The sequence below is a fragment of the Cutibacterium nasicola genome, from assembly GCF_051303185.1.
Classification (GTDB): domain Bacteria; phylum Actinomycetota; class Actinomycetes; order Propionibacteriales; family Propionibacteriaceae; genus Cutibacterium.
This window is the reverse complement of sequence record NZ_JBPPGE010000001.1, coordinates 67,981-84,778: the sequence shown is the minus strand read 5'-3', so window position 1 is coordinate 84,778 and position 16,798 is coordinate 67,981. Positions and strand designations below refer to the sequence as shown.

Below are 16,798 nucleotides of genomic sequence, written 5' to 3'. Positions count from 1 at the left end.
AGCAGGCCATGAGCGTCGTCAGTAGACATGGATCTACCGCGATCGCCACACTGCATCGAACGCTGCACCCGGTCTCGGCCGGAGCCGTGCGGAGAACAATTGCTCAGCCTGAGGACCTTCATGAATGAATCGGAGCAGTCATCGGTCGACATCGTGACACCAGAGACCTCCGCCACGTCGCGAGTGGACCTCACCGAGCGAGCTGCAGCTCGTGAAGATGTCGCCTGCGCCTCGCACATCGGACTGCGTCATGAGACGAACCAGGACGCCGCAGCCCTCGGCATCGACAGTTCCGGGCGTCATGTCGTCCTCGTCGTCGCTGATGGCGTCTCATCGACCGATGGCGCTGAGGAATGCGCCAGAATCGCATCCCGCGCCGCGCGCGACTACCTGACGGCGACGATGAACCAGGGGGTGCCAGCCAACGACGATGCCATCGTCACCCTGTTCGAGCGGGCGTTCCGAAAGGCACACGAGGCCGTCGTGAGCTCATCGCCTCCGATTGGTGCGTGCACTCTGGCCATCGCCGTTGCGACGCAAGAACGCATCGTCGTGGGCAACATCGGTGACACCCGAACTTACTGGTTTCCTGATGAGGGTGGTTGTCTCCGGCTGTCCGTCGATGACTCGATGGTCCAGGCGCAGATGGATCTGGGAATGTCCCGGGAAGAGGCTGAGGCAGGGATCGGCGCCCATACCATCACGAAGTGGATCGGCGCCTCCGCCACCGATCTCGCTCCGCGCGTCATGGCCTACCAACCGCAGCATTCCGGGTGGCTCCTGGTGTGCAGCGACGGATTGTGGAATCACGTTCCCGATCCGGACGACCTGGCCACGCTCATCGCAGATCTTGCCAGCAGGGCTCGCAAGGACGATCAAGGCCGTCGCGACCCTGCAGACCTCGCGGCCGCACTCGTTGCGCACGCCAACAAGTGCGGCGGTCATGACAACATCACCGTGGCGCTGTGGCGCCGGGATGTTTGATCCAGCGGTAGGTTTGTCGTCATGGAGATCAAGATCGGCATCGTCAACACCGCACGTGAAGTCAGCATCGACGCTCAGGAAAGCGCTGAGTCCATTGAGCAGCAGCTCAAGAACAGCCTCAGCCAGCCCGACGCCGTCCTCGCCCTGACCGATGCCAAGGGCCGCAAGGTTCTCGTTCCCGCCCGTGGGGTTGCCTACCTCGACCTGGGGCAGCCGAACAGCCGCCAGGTCGGTTTTGGGGCTCTCTGACCTCGGTCACGTTCCGCTCGAAGTCAGTCGCCGTTCGTCATTCACGGTTCGAGGCCGAGATCGATCATGCGTTCGTCGTGGGCGTTCAACACACCAGCCATGACCTCATTGATGAGGTCGAGATCATCGAACTCTCCCCCACCAGCTTGCGTCAGGGCCGAGGTCAGCGCCTGATGACGCGCGAAGAGGCGTTGGGCCACTGACAGCACCTCTCCCACGAGACGGCGCGCGAACAGGGACTCCGCCGACGTGTCACGTTGCCCTGCGATGGTGTGACGCATCGCGGCATCCCATCTCACGCGGCTCCCCGTACCGCGACCGAGCCACGGGCCGAAAGACCCACAGGCCGGATGAAGCTCAGGTGCGAGATTCGGCTCGATCCGATCCAGGAAATCGGCGATGAGATCAACGACGATGTGGTCGCGCAGCAACACCTGGGACCAGGATTGGGAGGGCACATACTCCTTGACGGACCCGATGAGGGGTTCCATCTCTGCCAGAAGCGCGCGATCCGTCAAGTGGGTTCTGGTCTCAGCCAAGATCTTCTGAACCTCAGCGCTGCGATCGACGACGAGGAACCGCTCTGACAGGCCGGTGGCCAGATTCATGCCAGACACCGTTGCAGAGAATCCATGCAAGGCACAGGACGCTGCGACGGACCAGAAGAGCGTCACAACCGAGGAGTCGTTGGAGTTCGTGTCTTCGATGCTCACGCCAACAGGTTAGAGGGTCGAAGGTACTGGAGGTAAGATAGGCGATGGTGTGTCGACCGCGCCACCTCGCAGGTCCGCACCGCGCGTGACATCGTCGCGGAACAGTTTCGCGCGACGACATCACGAGGAGCGACTACGAAGAATGACAGAAGAATGACACAGGGCCTTGACGGGCCCGCGCACGAAGAGGCCAAGACACTGACCGAGACCACAGTTTCCGTTTCCACCGCCTTCTCCGATCTCGGCGTCCGAGAAGACATCTGCCAGGCGCTGGAGGGGATGGGAATCGTCTCTCCCTTCCCCATCCAGGCCATGTCCATCCCGATCTCCATTCAGGGCACCGATCTCATCGGCCAGGCCCGCACCGGCACCGGCAAGACCCTTGCCTTCGGTATCACCCTCCTGCAGCGCATCACCCTGCCCGGAGATGACGGCTGGGAGGAGTCCGAGCACAGAGGCAAGCCCCAAGCACTGGTGATGTGCCCGACCCGGGAGCTTGCCCTCCAGGTGTCCAAGGACATCTCGACCGCCGCCTCGGTGCGCGGCGCCCGAGTCCTCACCGTCTATGGCGGCGTCGGCTACGAACCCCAGATCGATGCCCTGAAGGATGGGGTCGACGTCGTCGTCGGCACCCCTGGACGTCTTCTTGACCTGTCCCAGCGCAAGGACCTGGACCTGTCCCACGTGCGCATCGTCGTCCTGGACGAAGCTGACGAAATGCTCGATCTGGGCTTCCTGCCGGACGTCGAGAACCTCATCGGACGTACCCCCACCTCCCGTCAGACCATGCTCTTCTCGGCCACCATGCCGGCGCCGATCATGGCTCTGGCCCGTTCGCAGCTGAACCGTCCGGTGCACGTGCGTGCCGAGGGTGCCGACGCCCAGGCCACTGTTCCGGACACTCAGCAGTTCGTCTACCAGGCCCATCCGATGGACAAGATCGAGATCATCGGGCGCATCCTGCAGTCCCGCGACGTCGAGAAGGCCATCATTTTCTGCCGTACCAAGCGCGCTTGTCAACGTTTGGCCGACGACCTCGACAACCGGGGCTTCAAGGCTCGGGCCATCCATGGCGACCTCACCCAAGTCGCTCGCGAGAAGGCCCTCAAGAAGTTCCGCAACGGTGACGCCACCATCCTCGTTGCCACCGACGTCGCAGCCCGTGGCATTGACGTCACCGGGGTTTCCCACGTCATCAATCACGAGTGCCCCGAGGACGAGAAGACCTATGTCCACCGCATCGGCCGTACCGGACGTGCCGGTGCCAAAGGCGTGGCCGTCACCCTCGTCGACTGGGCTGACGTCACCCGCTGGAAGCTCATCAACAAGGCGCTGGATCTCGAGATCCCCGAACCCGTCGAGACCTACTCGACCTCCCCGTTCCTCTACACCGATCTCGACATCCCGGAGGGCACCAAGGGAGCTCTGCCCGGTGCCGAGAAACGCGAGCGCCATCACCACAAACATGACGGCCACCACAAGCATGGCGATCATGGTGAGGGCCGTCGGTCCCGCAAGGATTCCAAGGACGAGGACAAGCCGCGCCGCAAGCGCACCCGTCGTCGCAACGGCAAGGTGATCCGCGGCGGCGAGGCCAGCAGCGACCACGGCACGCACGAGGCGAAGGGCCACAAGAAGTCGAAGTCCTCGAAGAAGGAGTCCGCTCCCCACAGGGACCAGGCTCCCAAGGCAACGGCCAGGAAGAAGGCCAGTGGCGGCAAGGGTGCTGAGACCGCCCCCCGCCACCGCAGGGCGCGCCGCTCGCTGTGAGGCATTGAGAGCGACTAGGACGAGGCACGCGGCTGAGGCCCGTGCCTCGTGTCACAGGTGCCGCACCGTGTCGTATCTGCCGTTCATCACGCCACCAATCCTGTGATCCCGCGCTGTGGATCGCGTCAATCAGTAAACCATCTGCATCGCCTGGCGTACCTCGCTGAGGGTCCGATCCGCCACGGCATTGGCACGCTCATTACCCTCCCGGAGCACGTCACGCAGGTGGCCCTCGTCCGCTGCGAGCTCGCTGCGACGTTCACGAATTGGGGCAAAGTAATCGTTGAGTGAGGCGGTGAGACGCTTCTTGAGGGTGCCCGAGCCACCATCACCAATCTCATCGGCAATGTCAGCGGGATCACCGTTCTCGCACAAGGCGGTGAGCAACAGCAGGTTTGAGACCTCGGGGCGGTTCTCCGGATCCCAGGTGATGCGCCGTTGCGCGTCTGTCTTGGCCTTCTTGATGAGCTTGGCGGTCTGATCGGCGGTCATACCGATCTCGATGGTGTTGCCCTTCGACTTACTCATCTTCGTGCCATCAAGGCCGAGCACGTGCGGGGTGGCCGAGAGCAACGCCTCCGGCTCGGGGAAGACCGCCTTGGAGGCGTCGACACGTCCATACCTCTCGTCGAAACGACGGGCGATGACGCGGGTCTGCTCGATGTGCGGCAGCTGGTCCCGGCCCACCGGGACGAGGTTGGCCTTGCAGAAGAGGATGTCAGCGGCCTGGTGCACCGGGAAGGTGAGCATGAGGCCCGACATCGGCCGATCCGAAGTGGCCAACTCGTCCTTGACGGTCGGATTGCGACGCAGCTCGGCGTCAGTCACCAACGACAGGAAGGGCAGCAGGAGCTGATTGAGGGCTGGTAGGGACGAGTGGGTGAACATCGTGGTACGGGTCGGGTCGATACCGATGGCGAGATAATCGGCGATGTTCGACATGACGTTGGCCTGAAGCTCGCCGACGCCGTCACGGTCATAGATCACCTGGTAATCAGCGATGACGAGGAACGACTCGATTCCCTTGTCCTGCAGCCGCACCCGATTGGCCAGCGAGCCGAAGTAGTGACCGATGTGGAGACTTCCGGTGGGACGGTCCCCGGTGAGAATCCGCCATTTCTCGGGATGGACGGCCAGATCGGCCTCGACCTTGGCACTGCGGGCCTGTGAGCGCGCCAAGGTGGCAGCGTTCGATCCGATCTTGGAAACGTCGCTGGTCATCACTAATCCCTTCCTCGCCGCCCTCCTTGGCGACGAGGCGACGCGCCGGGCAGGGCGGCCGTCACATCGTCAGTGCCGCACGCAACGACGCCACCACGAGGTGGCATTCGCAGGTGCAATCGTCATGTCGGCCACTGTAGCAGTCTCACCGGACGCGAAGAACCCCACCGCGCAGCTGGATCCTCGTCACGAGCTCTCGGTATGCGGTCTCACGAGTGAGATTGCATCCCAGCTCATGGTCCTTCTTACCTGAGCCGTGATAGTCGCTCGCGCCGGTACGAACCAGTCCGAGCCGTCCTCCTAGGTCGAAGAGCATCCGGCGAGCGGCCTGGTCGTGGTCCTGGTGCTCCACCTCGATGCCGTCGAGCTGGTGATAGGCGGACAGCGCCGCAATCACCTGCGGGGTGAGAACCTGCTGAGCTCCCCTGCCCCACGGATGGGCCACGACGGCCACGCCGCCAGCGTCGTGGATGAGGTCAATACCCTTCTCCAGTGCCACGCTGTGCCGCGGAACATAAGCGGGCTTACCGTCGGCGAGCCAGTCGCGGAAGGCCTCGTCGCGATCCTCGACGTATCCCTTGGCCACCATCGCATCTGCCACATGGGGCCGTCCCAAGCTCGAGGCCGTGCCAGCAGCTCGGTGCGCATCCTCCGTCGTCACCGACAATCCGGCCTCGGCAAGTTTCTGGCAGATGGCGTCCAGGCGCCCGGCTCGCGAAGCCCGCGTGATCTGCAGCTCCCTGCTCAACGCTGGATCGTCGGGATGCGGCCCGTAGCCGAGAAGGTGGACGTCACGATCACCGATGTGGCACGTCATTTCGAGACCGGGAAGCAGCCGGACGCCGAACCGCTGTCCGGCTGCCTGAGCCTCCTCCAGCCCATCGAAGGTGTCATGATCGGTCAGGGCAATGACGTCCAAACCGCTCGTGGCAGCCTTCATCATGAGGCGGGTCGGGGAATCCGTCCCGTCCGAGATCGTGGAGTGGGTGTGGAGATCAATTCTCACTGTGTGGCCTCCTGACCCACGGCGGACCTCAGGTCGCTGACCATCACGACGCAGTGCGCAAGATCCGGGTTTGTCGTCATCTTCTCAAGAATACGTCCACCATCGACCAGAACGTTGTCCGTTCCAACCTCAAGAGCCCGTCGCGTCGCATCGGACATCACCTGGAGAAGATCCTCGCGAAGGCTGGCCCGCACTCGGGCATCCGTCGGACGGTCCTGAGGAAGCTGTTCGACAAGACGGGTCAGGCCAGTGATGTCCACTCGGCGTGCCAGCGTCAGGTATGCCTCGGCGACCTCGTCGAGAGGATGACTTTCGTCGGAGATCTCGACGACGCCCAACAGGACTTGACACCAATCGTGTGAGGCCACCACAGCGGCATCCGCACGGGTTAGTCCCAGCTCGGTGACCTCGTCAACCTTCTCCTGCCACTCGTCGGCACTGTCGCCCAGCAGGTCGGAGAGCTTGTTGACGAGTGCGGCGATACCTGGGCGGTACGTCTCGATGGTGGCAGAGATGTTGTCCACACCACCGTGAGTGAGGAACCACCCCGTGGTGTCCATGACGAGATCTCGAAGAGCGAACCTGATCTCGCCGGTACGAACTGCGTCCAGTCCGAGATCGGTGAGGTTCGTCTCCACCCTGTCCAGTTCGAAAACCGATCGGGCCGCCAGCTGGCAGCGTATGACCTGGGCGATGTCAGCCCCTGTCTGCAGATGCAGGCGGTGGAAGGCCGTGATACCCGGGGAGTCAACGAACTTGTTGACGGCCTCGGTCGTGATGATCTCCCGATGCAGCCGGTGATCTGACATCCGATCTGCGAACCTCTCACGCAGCAGCGGTGGGAAGTAGCCGGCCAGACTGTCGGCCACGAAGGGATCTTCTGGAAGATCAGTGGCGAGCACGGCGTCGCACAGGGCAATCTTCGTCCACGCGAGCAGGGTGCACAGCTCCGGGCTGGCGAGCCCTTCACCTGCGGCGATTCGGCGATTCATCTCGGCGGTCGACGGCATGGTGTCGACGACGCGATCAAGATGGCCGGACTCCTCAAGTTCGCACATCCAGGCTTCCAGGACTCCAGGAGTCGGGCCGGACGGACTCAACGCATTGGCCAGCGCGAGGTTCTGTGAACGATTGTGCCGTAGCACCAGGGCAGCGACATCATCAGCCATGGCAGGCAGGAGTTCGTCACGTTCCTCTGCGCTGAGACGCCCTGCAGCCACCTCGGCATCGAGCAGGATCTTGATGTTGACCTCATGATCCGAGGTGTCGACGCCGGCGGAGTTGTCGATGAAGTCGGTGTTGATCCTGCCACCGTTACGGGCGTACTCGATGCGGCCCGCCTGGGTCCACCCCAAGTTTCCACCTTCGCCAACAGCCTTGGCCCGCACTTCCGTGGCCGTGATGCGAACCGGGTCATTGGTACGGTCGCCGACCTGGGCGTCAGTCTCACTCGTGGCACGCACATAGGTTCCGATTCCGCCGTTCCACAACAGGTCGACCGGGGCCCGCAGGATTGCGGAGATGAGATGGTCGGGGGTCATCTTCGTGACGGACTCGTCGATGCCGAGGGCCTCATGCATCTGCTGGCTCACCGGGATCGACTTCAAGGTGCGATCCCAGACACCACCTCCCGCAGAGATGAGGGACGAGTCGTAATCGCCCCAGCTCGAACGCGGGAGATCGAAGAGGCGACAGCGTTCCTGCCACGATGCGGCAGGATCCGGGTTCGGGTCGACGAAGACGTGACGATGGTTGAAGGCTGCCACCAGCCTGATGTGCGTGCTCAACAACATGCCATTTCCGAAGACGTCACCGGACATGTCGCCGATACCCACGCAGGTGAAGTCATCAGTCGTCTGGTCGATACCGAGGTCGGCGAGATGCCGGGTCACCGACTCCCAGGCGCCCCGCGCCGTGATGCCCATCGCCTTGTGGTCGTAACCGTGGGATCCGCCCGAGGCGAAGGCGTCGCCAAGCCAGAACCCGTGCTCTGCAGCAATCGCGTTCGCGGTGTCGGAGAAGGTAGCGGTGCCCTTGTCAGCGGCAACGACGAGGTAGGGATCATCCCCGTCGTGGCGAACGACGTTCTCCGGGACGACGACCTTGCCCTCAACGACATTGTCTGTCAGGGACAGCAGGGAGGAAACGAAGATGCGGTAGCACTCCTTACCCTCCTCGGCCCACCCCGCGCGGTCAGTCGTGGGATCGGGCAAATGGGCGGGGACGAAGCCGCCTTTGGCGCCCGCAGGAACGATGACCGAGTTCTTGACCATCTGGGCCTTCACCAGACCGAGGACCTCGGTGCGGAAGTCCTCGGGACGATCCGACCACCGCAGGCCTCCTCGCGCCACCGCACCAAAACGCAGGTGCGTTCCGGAAACCCTCGGGGAATTGACGAAGATCTCGAAGGTGGGACGTGGAGCTGGGGCGAAGTCGAGCTCACTCGGACGCACCTTGAAGGCCAGTGCGCGGCGATCCTTCTTCCACCAGTTCGTACGGATCATGGCCTTGATGACGGTATGCATCATGCGCAGGATGCGATCGTGATCAAGGGAGGCGACGTCGTCCAGGTCAGACAGGAAGGTCTGTGACAGTTCCTCCACCGTGGCCAGCCGCTCGGCTCCCGCATCGACGCCGTCATCGTAGGCTGCCGGATCGAACTTGGCCTCGACAATTCTGACGAGGTCACCAGCAAGATTGGGGTTCGCCCGTAGCGCCTTCGCCATGTAGGTCTGGGAGAATGGGCTACCCACCTGTCGGAGGTAACGAGCGATACCGCGCAACATGGACACCTGGGGCCACGTCAGGCCCGCTTCGGTCACGAGGCCGGAGAACGTGTCGGATTCGCACTCGCCACGCCAGGATGCGGCAAACGCCTCGGTGAAACGATCTCGCTCGGAGTCGTTCCACAATTCCCCGGGGGTCTGCAGACCAAGGTCGAACAGCCAGATCTCCCGACCGCGCAGGACGATCCGGTGCGGATGCTCATCAACGACATGGACGCCGAGGCTCGACAGGTGCGGCATGACCTGGGACAACGTCATCGTCGCGTGTTGGTTGAAGATCTTGAGACGCAAATCGGAGGGATCGGCAGGGTCATTCGGTCGGTACATGACCAGGCCCAGGTCGTCCTTGGCCAACCCGTTGAGCAGTTCGAGATCCAGAACGCCCTGCGTGGCCGTGAATTCCTGCTTGTACTCAGGTCCGAAGTCAATTCCGCGTCGGTCGCTCTCGATGCGGCTGGCCAGGGCCATGAACTCGTCATCCCAGTTCGAGGTGGCCTCGGCGAGCTCAGCCTGCAGCTCCTCGTCGTCGATCGGGGGAAGGACCTCACCGTCAGGAACCTTGGCAGTCAAGGTGATCCTGACCAAGGAGGACTCACCCATCATCGTGGTCGAGTCGATCTCCACCGCACCAGTCCGCTTGGCGACGATTCCCTCGACGACACCAACAGTGCTGGCGTCGAAACGATCGGCCGGGATGAAGACCAACAGGTGGAAGAACCGACCCCACGGACCTCGACGGACCAGTGCCCGCAGACGTTGCCTCTCGCGCAGGTCGATGATCGTCATGATGAGTGGCACGAGCTCCTCCGCCGAGGCCTCGAACAGGGCGTCACGTGGGAACTCAGCAATGGTGCGAATGACCGCCTTGCCGCCGTGGGAGTTGGCTCGATATCCCGAAAGTGCGAGCACACGAGAGGCCTTGGCACGCAGGACCGGAATGTGCATGACCGACTCGGTGTAGGCAGCTGACCCCAGCAGACCGATGAAGCGGTGCTCAGCGACAACGACGCCGTGTTCGTTACGGATTCGCACTCCGACGTAATCCCGGTACCCATTGTGTTGCACGGTGGACCGAACCGAGTCCTTCGTGACGACGAGGGTGGAGTCATCCTCGCTGTGAGGAATCGCATCGAAGCGTGATCCGTGGTCAGTGATACCCAGCCGGGTACCGGGCACTGGCGTCATGGTGTCCCCGTCAACCCGGAACTCCTCGTAGGACAGGTACATGAAATGGTCGTCGGCCAACCATTCCAGCAGCTCACGCGTCGAGTCACGATCATCGGCGGGCCCTTGGGAGGCACTCACCAGCTCGGCGGTTCGCAGCATTGCCTCGTGCATCGCTGCCCAGTCGTCGGTGGCCCGGACAACCTGGTCAAGGCAGCTGTGAAGATCCTCATCGAGCCTCTTGGCAGCTTCACCAGTATCAATGCCGAGCGGCGCCAAGGCATCGATGTGTATCCACGATTCCGACTCATGGCCGCTTCGGCCCGGAGTTCCGACGCTCTCGACGGCTCCCTCGGCGTTACGCTTGACACCGAAGATCGGGTGCCGAACATCCTCGACGCGCCACCCGTGACGAAGCAAGCACGACACGACCGTGTCGACGAGGAAGGGACGGTCATCCATGACCACCTGCACCGAGTTGACCTGGCCGTCAGACCACGGTGGATCAACGATGACGTCGACGCGAACCGGGCCAGGTTTCACGGCAAGCGTCATCTGCCGTTCCATCATCTGACGAATCACCTCTTCACAGCAGTGATCTCCCATGGTGTGCTGTTCCAGCAGCGATGTCACGAGAGCCGGGATGACTTTGTCCATCTCTGACACGATCAGGTCACCTTCGTCATGGTCACGGGGCCACTTCGATGTGGTCCTCGATGGAAACTCTACAAGGGTCTATGCCTCCCCGTGAACCACCGAGCAAGGTCGTTGTGCACGATGTGTCGCAATCGTCGGGCATCATGGTGACATGGACATCAATTCACGGGCCCATTTCGACGCAACCCCTGATCAAGTCGTCACCATGATGACCAATCCGGCATGGTGGCAGGATGTCCACCATCGCGCCGGGGGCACCACCAGTAATGCCGTCGTCACGGGCGATTCGTTGAGTATGGACGTGGCCATGCCCGCTCCCAGCCAGGTGACGAAGCTCGTCGGCCCCACCCTCACTGCCAAGCAGACCGTGTCGTGGCAGTCCGCCAACCCCGATGGATCGCGAGAAGGTACCTTGCAGATCGTTCCTCAGGGCATGCCGGCGAGGGCGGACGGGCATGCTTCCGTGCGTCCCGACGCCACCGGAACCGAGGTCATCTACACCGGTACGTTCACCGTCTCGGTCCCGATGGTGGGCAAGAAACTGGAAAAGGCCGCAGCTCCGCACATCACCCAGGCCTTCGACATGCAGCAGCAGGCGGGTGACGACTGGCTGGCCTCCCGCTGAGCCGGACCCACCCGGTGCGGGGCCGACGTCACTCCAATCCAGGGAAACCCTCGGGATCGGTGTCGGCCCTCGGAAGTTCCTCGGTGATGTCGTGCCAGGACAGCCCGTGCTCACCGATGAGAGTCTGAATAGCGACGTCATTCCAGGCGTCGTCAATAACCATGCCCCTGACAGCTGCAGCAGCACCCTTGGAGTCGGCGTCGTCATCGTCGGCGAACCATGCCGTGATCTGCGAGGGCTCCAGACGAGTCAGCGTGACGCCGCCGTTGTCGACCTCTTCATGGTCGGCAATCTGCTCGGCAGGGACATGGGCGACGAGAACGAGTCGACGACCGGTATGGGTCAGACCCCACACCGAACCGATGACCATGGCGGCATGTTCGGTTTCCTCGGGATCGGTGACGTCGAGGATGGAACGAAGCTCCTCGGTGACTGTGAAGGCCGTCACCTGTTCTCCCGGCGCAGCAACGAGCTCACGGGCCCGTTGCGCATTGGTTGGGATGAAAACGATGGTGGACGTCGACAATTGAACCCTCCTTGGTCAGTGTGACCCCTAGTGCATCGTCCACGGTACTCAGATACGAACAGGAATCACATATTGGTTCGCACCATCCCAGATGACGAAATGGTGTGTTCACTCGACTTTTCCACAGATGTGCGCATCAGCCCTTCCCCTGGAACGACTTCCTGCGCTGTCCTAGGGCCCATGACGATCACATCAACGCCCATCCCCCTTGATTCGACGCGGCGACACCATTCGGACATCGTCCTGGAGCTCGACCGGGACTGGTGGCCGGACGAGTTGCGCGTCGTCTCGTCATCACCAGTGACGAGCACCACACAAGACGACTCAAAGGCCTGTCAACAGGCTGTGCGGCTGACTCGGGCAATGCACATCATCATCATCGAGACGATGGCTGGTCGACGCCCCATGAATCAGCTCATGAGAGCATCCAGCCCTCGTGCCACGGCAACCATGCGCACATGGCCCCGGGGTCCTGGCTGGAGCCGCATGCTCCTCGTCGGCGAGCCTCAGGTCAGTTTCGACGAGGACCACGTGGACGGGGTCGGCCTGATCGATCTACGTGGCAGACGGCTCCCGTTGGCCACGAACCTGGTTCAGCACGTGGGTGTCTGGCATCTCGAAGCCGTCGAGCTCGTCCTGAACCCCAGAGTGGCCGCACTCCTGTCCGACAAGCACATCACACAGGAGGCCGTCGGTATGGCGTGACAAAAGCAGCGTCGACACCGCGGCAATGTGCCATCAGCGCTTCTTGCGCCTCTTCTTCGACTTCTTGGACGCCGCCCTTCTGGCGGCACGATTGCCCCCGGCCTTCGGATCCTTCGGCGCGCCATTTTCGGAGGTCGTCGCGGCATCACCCTGCTCGTCGGGAGCCGAGTAGCTGAGCGCACGACGCGAATGGTTCTCCTTGGGCAGCACCGAGTCTGCCGTGACCGGCTGCCCCTCATCATCGGTCACCAGGCCAACCTGAGGTCCGGTCTCAATCTCGAGGTTGAACAGGAAGCCGACGACCTCCTCCTTGAAGGAATCCATCATCGAGGTGAACATGTCGCCGCCCTCGCGCTGGTACTCAACCAGAGGATCACGCTGGGCCATCGCACGCAGGCCGATGCCCTCACGCAGGTAGTCCATCTCGTAGAGGTGCTCGCGCCACTTGCGGTCGAGCACGGTCAGCAATACCTCACGCTCGAGCTGACGCATCGTCGCCTCACCGAGCTCAGTCTCGCGACGGTCATAGGCCTCCTGGGCATCCGTCTTGAAGTCCTCGACGAGTTCCTCGACATCCTGGCAGTCGGCATACTCGTTGATGTCCAGACCAACGGGGTAGACGGTACCGATCTCGTTCCACATGGCCTCGAGGTCCCAGTCCTCCGAGTACCCCTCGGTGTACTTGCGCACCCCGGCCTCGACGACGCGGTCGGTGGTGGCGCGCAGCTCGGCCTCGACGTCGGCTCCCTCGAGAACCTTACGACGGTCGCCATAGATGACGTGACGCTGCCGGTTCATGACGTCGTCATACTTCAGGACGTTCTTACGCATCTCGAAGTTCTGCGCCTCCACCTGCTTCTGGGCGCTCTCGATCTGACGAGACACCCACTTGGACTCGATCGGCATGTCCTCAGGCATCTTGAGGGTGACCATGGCGCGGTCGATGACCTCCGGCTTGAACAGCCGCATGAGCTCGTCCTGCAAGGAGAGATAGAACCTGGACTCCCCCGGGTCACCCTGACGACCGGAACGTCCACGCAACTGGTTGTCGATACGGCGAGACTCGTGACGCTCGGAACCGATGACGTAGAGGCCACCGAGTGCCTCAACCTCCTCGTGCTCAGCCTTCGACTGCTCCTCATACCTCGCCAAGGTGTTGTTCCAAGCGGTCTGGTAGGCCTCCTCGTCCTCCACCGGGTCGAGTCCCTTCTCGCGAAGATCCAGCTCCGTGAGGAATTCTGGGTTACCACCGAGGATGATGTCGGTACCACGACCGGCCATGTTAGTCGAGACCGTCACACTTCCCTTGCGACCGGCCAGGGCGACGATCGCCGCCTCGGACTCGTGGTGCTTGGCGTTCAGCACCTTGTGGGGAACGCCAGCCCGCTTGAGCTTCTCCGACAGCAGCTCCGACTTGGCGACGGATGCGGTACCGATGAGGATGGGCTGACCAGCCTCGTGACGCTCGACGACATCGGAGATGATGGCGTCGAACTTGGCGTCCTCGGTGCGGTAGATGAGATCCTTCTGGTCCTTCCGAATCATCGGGCGGTTCGTCGGAATCGGAATGACGCCCAACCCGTAGATCTTCTGGAACTCGCTCTCCTCGGTCTTGGCGGTACCCGTCATCCCGGCGAGTTTGTCGTACATGCGGAAGTAGTTCTGCAGGGTGATCGTTGCGAGGGTCTGGTACTCGTCCTTGATCTCGACGTGTTCCTTGGCCTCAAGGGCCTGGTGCAGACCCTCGTTGTAACGACGCCCTGCCAGGGTACGACCGGTGTGCTCGTCAACGATGAGGACCTCGCCATCGATGAGGACGTAGTCCTTGTCACGGTGGAAGAGCTCCTTGGCCTTGATGGCGTTGTTGAGGTAACCGATGAGCGGGGTGTTCGCCGATTCGTACAGGTTCTCAATGCCCAGACGTTCCTCGACAACGCTGATGCCGTGACCGAGGACGGCAACGGTACGCTTCTTCTCGTCGACCTCGTAGTCGACGTCACGCTGAAGCCTCGAAACGATCTTGGCGAACTCCGGGTACCACTGCTTGTTCTCCTCGGCGGGGCCCGAGATGATCAACGGGGTACGGGCTTCATCGACGAGGATCGAGTCAACCTCGTCGACGATGGCGAAGTGATGACCGCGCTGCACGCACTCGCTCAGGGAGCCCGCCATGTTGTCACGCAGGTAATCGAAGCCGAACTCATTGTTCGTGCCATAGGTGATGTCGGTTTTGTAGGCCTCCTTGCGCTCCGTCGGAGACATGTCCGACAGGATTGCCGAGATCGTCAGCCCCAGGAAGTGGTGCACCCGACCCATCTGCTCGGACTGCACTCGAGCCAGGTAGTCGTTCACGGTCACGACGTGGACGCCCTTGCCGAGGAGCCCCTCGAGGTAGGCGGGAAGAAGACCAACAAGGGTTTTGCCCTCACCAGTCTTCATCTCAGCGATGTTGCACTGGTAGAGGGCGGCGCCACCCATGATCTGAACGTCAAAGTGACGTTTGCCGAGCACTCGCGTGGACGCCTCACGCACCGTCGCGAAGGCCTCTGGGAGCAGCCGCTCCAGGTTCTCGCCGTTGTCGAGACGCTGACGGAAGTCGGCGGTCTGGCCTGCCAACTCGTCGTCGCTCATGGCGACGTAATCCTCCTCGATGCTATTGACCTGGCCGACAATGCGGTTGAGTCGGCGGATGATCTTGCCTTCACCGGCGTGCAGCACGCGATCCATGAGGTTCACGGGGTGGGTCCTTCAAGGAGTAGACGTCGTGTCGTCCAGGCGCATGCCGGACGAGCAGCTCAAGAGAGCCACCTCCCCCATCCTAGGGGGTTTGCGACCGAAGCAAGAACGCCGTGGCCTTTCATCGTGGGCATTTGAGAGTTGCGACGACCTCTCCTGACCATCCTTCCTCGCCGTCGGCTCACGACACAGACCGGTGGCAGTGCGGGATCATCCCGCACTGCCGCCGGTGTCGTTGCTCGCTGACGCTCCAGGATCACTCGTGGTCAAGATCCAGATGGATCACGCCGTAGTTGTAACCCTTCTTTCGCCGATACACGACGCTGGGCCGCTTGGAATCCTGATCGAGGTAGAGGAAGAAGTCGTGTCCGACCAGTTCCATCTCGTCGAGGGCCTGAGCAAGGGTCAGGGGAACGGCCTGGAAGACCTTTTCCTTGACATAGATGGGGCTGTCCCCGGTGACCTCCACGTCGCCCGCGATCTTCCTGGTGGCCAGAATCTCGGGTGCATCATCGGTGCTTTCCTCGGGCAAGACGTCCAGAACCTGGGAGACGCGCAGTCCACGACGACTGCGACGACGATCAGCGGCCTTGACAAGCTGGGTGCGAAGTCGATCGGCAGCCATGTCAAAGGCAACCATCTTGTCCTCCGCCTGCCCGACGGCTCGCACCACCGGCCCCTTCGCCCGCAGTGTGATTTCACACGTCATGGCTTGATCCTTGGGCCCCTTGGTGCCTTGGGCGGTGAAGACCACCTCGGCGCGCTGGACCCGGTCCTTCAACTTCTCGACCCCGGAGAGCCTGTCCTCGACCTGGGCGCGCACGTCATCACTGACGTGGCAATGCCGACCCGTAACGATGGCATCCATGACAACCTCCTGTATTGGGGTTCGCATCGGTGTTTCCGACGCTGACACGAATGGCACGACGCCGCCCCTCATACCTCTCGTGGAGGGCCGGGTACCAATCACGTCGTGCCATGCATCTACGCTAGCCCATGAGGGGGCTCCCAACAGTTGTTTGGCAAGGTTCGACATCCGAGGCGACCATGTCACTCATGCTTGTGGTCAGATGTGATCACGGCCATCTCAGTGGGGTAGCAGCATCAGCCAGGACAACCACCGACAGCACCCGTCGCCCAGACCGCCTCAAGGCTCTGCACGCCTCGTCGATCGTCGCCCCTGAGGTGCGAACGTCATCAACGAGAATGACATCCCCTTGCGCCGACGGGGCTCTCATCGATCCGCACTGATTGGCACTGCGATCTTCATGCCGTACCTCAAGTTGGTCCGCCACCCGTCGAGTTCGGTGCAAGACCTGAGCGAGCGAGGCGTTGGAAGCATCCAAGGTTCGCAGAGCTGATCGCGCCATGTTGGCGGCATGATCAGCACCTCGCCGCCGCACAGCCTTCGCCGATGAGGGCACCGGAACGACGTCGACGTGGCTGGGAGCGGCAGCTATCGCTGGAGCGAGCCCCTGGGCCAACCACTGGCCGAGTTCATCGGTCAACCATGCGGCACCACGATCCTTGTGAGCTGTCACGATCCCGGGAACAGGATCGTGATACCCCATACAGGCAATGATCGGTGGCGGACCGTCAACAATGACCCGTGGGGCCGGGTTGATCGCAGACCGACACGTCTCACACAGCCCCACA

13 protein-coding genes are annotated in these 16,798 nt (G+C 62.4%); 5 read left to right on the top strand and 8 right to left on the bottom strand.

The window, feature by feature from the left end; all coding sequences use genetic code 11:
• The first annotated feature begins 120 nt into the window (after positions 1-120).
• Together ACSJJT_RS00405 and ACSJJT_RS00400 are read left to right on the top strand one after the other, a co-directional pair.
• Positions 121-984, top strand: coding sequence for a PP2C family protein-serine/threonine phosphatase (locus ACSJJT_RS00405; RefSeq protein WP_435916436.1), 864 nt, complete (start codon positions 121-123; stop codon positions 982-984).
• 21 nt (positions 985-1,005) lie between these two features.
• A complete protein-coding gene (locus ACSJJT_RS00400) occupies positions 1,006-1,233 on the top strand; it encodes a DUF3107 domain-containing protein (protein ID WP_435916435.1) in 228 nt (75 codons plus the stop codon).
• 41 nt (positions 1,234-1,274) lie between these two features.
• Here ACSJJT_RS00400 and ACSJJT_RS00395 read toward each other — a convergent pair whose 3' ends face one another.
• A complete protein-coding gene (locus ACSJJT_RS00395) occupies positions 1,275-1,841 on the bottom strand; it encodes a hypothetical protein (RefSeq protein WP_435916987.1) in 567 nt (188 codons plus the stop codon).
• A gap of 258 nt (positions 1,842-2,099) precedes the next feature.
• Here ACSJJT_RS00395 and ACSJJT_RS00390 point away from each other — a divergent pair, with 258 nt between their 5' ends.
• Positions 2,100-3,716 (top strand): DEAD/DEAH box helicase, encoded by a 1,617-nt coding sequence (locus ACSJJT_RS00390; protein WP_435916434.1) that lies wholly within the window; start codon positions 2,100-2,102, stop codon positions 3,714-3,716.
• 129 nt (positions 3,717-3,845) lie between these two features.
• Here the strand turns inward: ACSJJT_RS00390 and trpS are convergent, their stop codons facing one another.
• The 3 genes from trpS to ACSJJT_RS00375 all read right to left on the bottom strand — a co-directional run bounded on the left by trpS (position 3,846) and on the right by ACSJJT_RS00375 (position 10,559).
• A complete protein-coding gene (trpS, locus tag ACSJJT_RS00385; protein WP_435916432.1) occupies positions 3,846-4,937 on the bottom strand; it encodes a tryptophan--tRNA ligase in 1,092 nt (363 codons plus the stop codon).
• Between the two features lie 145 nt (positions 4,938-5,082).
• The gene (locus tag ACSJJT_RS00380) at positions 5,083-5,937 is read right to left on the bottom strand and encodes a PHP domain-containing protein (RefSeq protein ID WP_435916986.1); all 855 of its coding nucleotides are present in this window, start codon (positions 5,935-5,937) and stop codon (positions 5,083-5,085) included.
• 2 nt (positions 5,938-5,939) lie between these two features.
• A complete protein-coding gene (locus ACSJJT_RS00375; RefSeq protein WP_435916431.1) occupies positions 5,940-10,559 on the bottom strand; it encodes an NAD-glutamate dehydrogenase in 4,620 nt (1,539 codons plus the stop codon).
• A 142-nt stretch (positions 10,560-10,701) separates the two neighbouring features.
• Here ACSJJT_RS00375 and ACSJJT_RS00370 point away from each other — a divergent pair, with 142 nt between their 5' ends.
• Positions 10,702-11,175 (top strand): DUF2505 domain-containing protein, encoded by a 474-nt coding sequence (locus ACSJJT_RS00370; protein ID WP_435916430.1) that lies wholly within the window; start codon positions 10,702-10,704, stop codon positions 11,173-11,175.
• Between the two features lie 28 nt (positions 11,176-11,203).
• Here the strand turns inward: ACSJJT_RS00370 and ACSJJT_RS00365 are convergent, their stop codons facing one another.
• On the bottom strand, positions 11,204-11,701 hold the full coding sequence (locus tag ACSJJT_RS00365; RefSeq protein ID WP_435916429.1) for a DUF6912 family protein: 498 nt from the start codon (positions 11,699-11,701) through the stop codon (positions 11,204-11,206).
• Between the two features lie 180 nt (positions 11,702-11,881).
• Here ACSJJT_RS00365 and ACSJJT_RS00360 point away from each other — a divergent pair, with 180 nt between their 5' ends.
• Positions 11,882-12,406: an Rv3235 family protein gene (locus tag ACSJJT_RS00360; RefSeq protein WP_435916428.1), complete on the top strand. Its 525-nt coding sequence runs from the start codon at positions 11,882-11,884 to the stop codon at positions 12,404-12,406.
• A 33-nt stretch (positions 12,407-12,439) separates the two neighbouring features.
• On the opposite strand, the gene secA is transcribed toward ACSJJT_RS00360, so the two are convergent.
• From secA to ACSJJT_RS00345, 3 genes are all read right to left on the bottom strand, one after another.
• Positions 12,440-15,142, bottom strand: coding sequence for a preprotein translocase subunit SecA (gene secA / locus ACSJJT_RS00355; RefSeq protein ID WP_445439668.1), 2,703 nt, complete (start codon positions 15,140-15,142; stop codon positions 12,440-12,442).
• A 256-nt stretch (positions 15,143-15,398) separates the two neighbouring features.
• The gene (gene hpf / locus ACSJJT_RS00350) at positions 15,399-16,010 is read right to left on the bottom strand and encodes a ribosome hibernation-promoting factor, HPF/YfiA family (RefSeq protein ID WP_435916427.1); all 612 of its coding nucleotides are present in this window, start codon (positions 16,008-16,010) and stop codon (positions 15,399-15,401) included.
• A gap of 208 nt (positions 16,011-16,218) precedes the next feature.
• On the bottom strand, positions 16,219-16,713 hold the full coding sequence (locus tag ACSJJT_RS00345; RefSeq protein WP_435916984.1) for a ComF family protein: 495 nt from the start codon (positions 16,711-16,713) through the stop codon (positions 16,219-16,221).
• Between the last annotated feature and the right edge of the window lie 85 nt (positions 16,714-16,798).

What these genes read in the sequence shown, in the direction of transcription:
- ACSJJT_RS00405 (WP_435916436.1), top strand. Translation starts at nt 121, where the DNA reads ATGAATGAATCGGAGCAGTCATCGGTCGACATCGTGACACCAGAGACC.
- ACSJJT_RS00400 (WP_435916435.1), top strand. Translation starts at nt 1,006, where the DNA reads ATGGAGATCAAGATCGGCATCGTCAACACCGCACGTGAAGTCAGCATC.
- ACSJJT_RS00395 (WP_435916987.1), bottom strand. Translation starts at nt 1,841, where the DNA reads ATGAATCTGGCCACCGGCCTGTCAGAGCGGTTCCTCGTCGTCGATCGC.
- ACSJJT_RS00390 (WP_435916434.1), top strand. Translation starts at nt 2,100, where the DNA reads ATGACACAGGGCCTTGACGGGCCCGCGCACGAAGAGGCCAAGACACTG.
- trpS (WP_435916432.1), bottom strand. Translation starts at nt 4,937, where the DNA reads ATGACCAGCGACGTTTCCAAGATCGGATCGAACGCTGCCACCTTGGCG.
- ACSJJT_RS00370 (WP_435916430.1), top strand. Translation starts at nt 10,702, where the DNA reads ATGGACATCAATTCACGGGCCCATTTCGACGCAACCCCTGATCAAGTC.
- ACSJJT_RS00360 (WP_435916428.1), top strand. Translation starts at nt 11,882, where the DNA reads ATGACGATCACATCAACGCCCATCCCCCTTGATTCGACGCGGCGACAC.
- hpf (WP_435916427.1), bottom strand. Translation starts at nt 16,010, where the DNA reads ATGGATGCCATCGTTACGGGTCGGCATTGCCACGTCAGTGATGACGTG.
- ACSJJT_RS00345 (WP_435916984.1), bottom strand. Translation starts at nt 16,713, where the DNA reads ATGGGGTATCACGATCCTGTTCCCGGGATCGTGACAGCTCACAAGGAT.